This is a genomic window from Nonomuraea lactucae (assembly GCF_003313395.1).
GTDB classification, from domain to species: Bacteria; Actinomycetota; Actinomycetes; order Streptosporangiales; family Streptosporangiaceae; genus Nonomuraea; species Nonomuraea lactucae.
This window is the reverse complement of record NZ_QNFZ01000528.1, coordinates 1-1,588: the sequence shown is the minus strand read 5'-3', so window position 1 is coordinate 1,588 and position 1,588 is coordinate 1. Positions and strand designations below refer to the sequence as shown.

Genomic DNA, 1,588 nt, shown 5'->3' with positions numbered 1-1,588 from the left:
GGGGTCATGACGGGATCCGCCAGTCGAAGCGGGCGCGCACCGCGGCGCCGTGCGCGGGCAGGTCCTCGGCGTCGGCCAGCACCGACACGTGCGCCGCCGCGCCCGCCAGCGCCTCGCGCGTGTAGTCGACCACGTGGATGCCGCGCAGGAACGACTGCACCGACAGCCCGCTGGAGTGGCAGGCGCAGCCGCCCGTGGGCAGCACGTGGTTGGACCCGGCGAGGTAGTCGCCCAGGGAGACCGGCGCGTAGGGGCCGATGAAGATCGCCCCCGCGTTGCGGATCCTCCCGGCCACCTCCGCCGCGTCGGCGGTGATGATCTCCAGGTGCTCGGCGGCGTAGGCGTTGACCACCTCGACGCCGTCGTCCACGCCGTCGACCAGCACGATGCCGGACTGGCGCCCGGCCAGGGCCTCGGCGATGCGGGCGGAGTGCTTGGTGGCCTCCACCTGGACCGGGAGCTCCTTGGCCACCGCCTCGGCCAGGTCCTCGCTGTCGGTGACCAGCACGGCGGCGGCGATCACGTCGTGCTCGGCCTGGCTGATCAGGTCGGCCGCGACGTGCACGGGGTCGGCGGTGTCGTCGGCCAGGATGGCGATCTCCGTCGGGCCGGCCTCGGAGTCGATGCCGATCCGCCCCTTGAGCAGGCGCTTGGCCGCGGCCACCCAGATGTTGCCGGGACCGGTGACCATGGTGGCGGCCGGGCACTCCTCGGTGCCGTAGGCGAACATGGCGACGGCCTGCGCACCGCCCACGCCGTAGACCTCGTCGACGCCGAGGAGGGCGCACGCGGCCAGGATCGTGGGGTGCGGCAGCCCGCCGTGCTCCTTCTGCGCGGGACTCGTCACGGCCAGCGACGGGACGCCGGCCTCCTGGGCGGGGACGACGTTCATGACCACGCTGGAGGGATAGACGGCGCGCCCGCCCGGCACGTACAGCCCGACCCGTTCGACCGGCACCCACCGCTCCGTGACGGTGCCGCCGGGGACGACCTGGGTCGTCACGTCGGCGCGGCGCTGGTCGCGGTGGACCAGCCTGGCGCGGCGGATCGACTCCTGGAGCGCCGCCCGCACCTCGGGCCGCAGCTCCTCCAGCGCCCGCTCCAGCGCCTCCCGGGGCACGCGGGCCCGCTCGATCTCGACCCCGTCGAACCTGGCGGTCAGCTCCCGCACGGCCGCCGCCCCGCGATGGCGCACCTCGTCGCAGATCGGCCGCACCTTCTCCAGGGCGGCCTCGACGTCGAGCTCGGCGCGGGGCAGCACGTCGCGCAGGTCCCCCGGTAGGGAACCGCGCAAGTCGATACGGGAAATCACCCTCCCTAGTCTACGGAGTCCACCACCTCAGTCCCGTTTCGTCCACGATCCGGACACGCGCGTCTCCGGACGACAGGACGGCGAAGACCGCAAGAGGGCGCCCCTTCAGGCCCGGACGACCGCTTCACCAGTCCCGCCAGAGGGGCGCCCCCTCGGACTCGGGCAACCACTTCGGCAGTCCCGCCACAGGGCCTCCCGGGGCGACCACTTCGGCGGGCGCGCGCAGCGTGCGGGACAGCGGCCAGGACGGGGCGGGACGGGCGGGACGGGGTGGGG

General features: G+C 74.5%; 1 protein-coding gene. It reads right to left on the bottom strand.

The features are described 5' to 3' along the window. Window positions 1–4: 4 nt before the first annotated feature. On the bottom strand, window positions 5–1,312 hold the full coding sequence (gene hisD, locus DQW85_RS23280; RefSeq protein WP_113702230.1) for a histidinol dehydrogenase: 1,308 nt from the start codon (window positions 1,310–1,312) through the stop codon (window positions 5–7). Window positions 1,313–1,588: the final 276 nt, after the last annotated feature.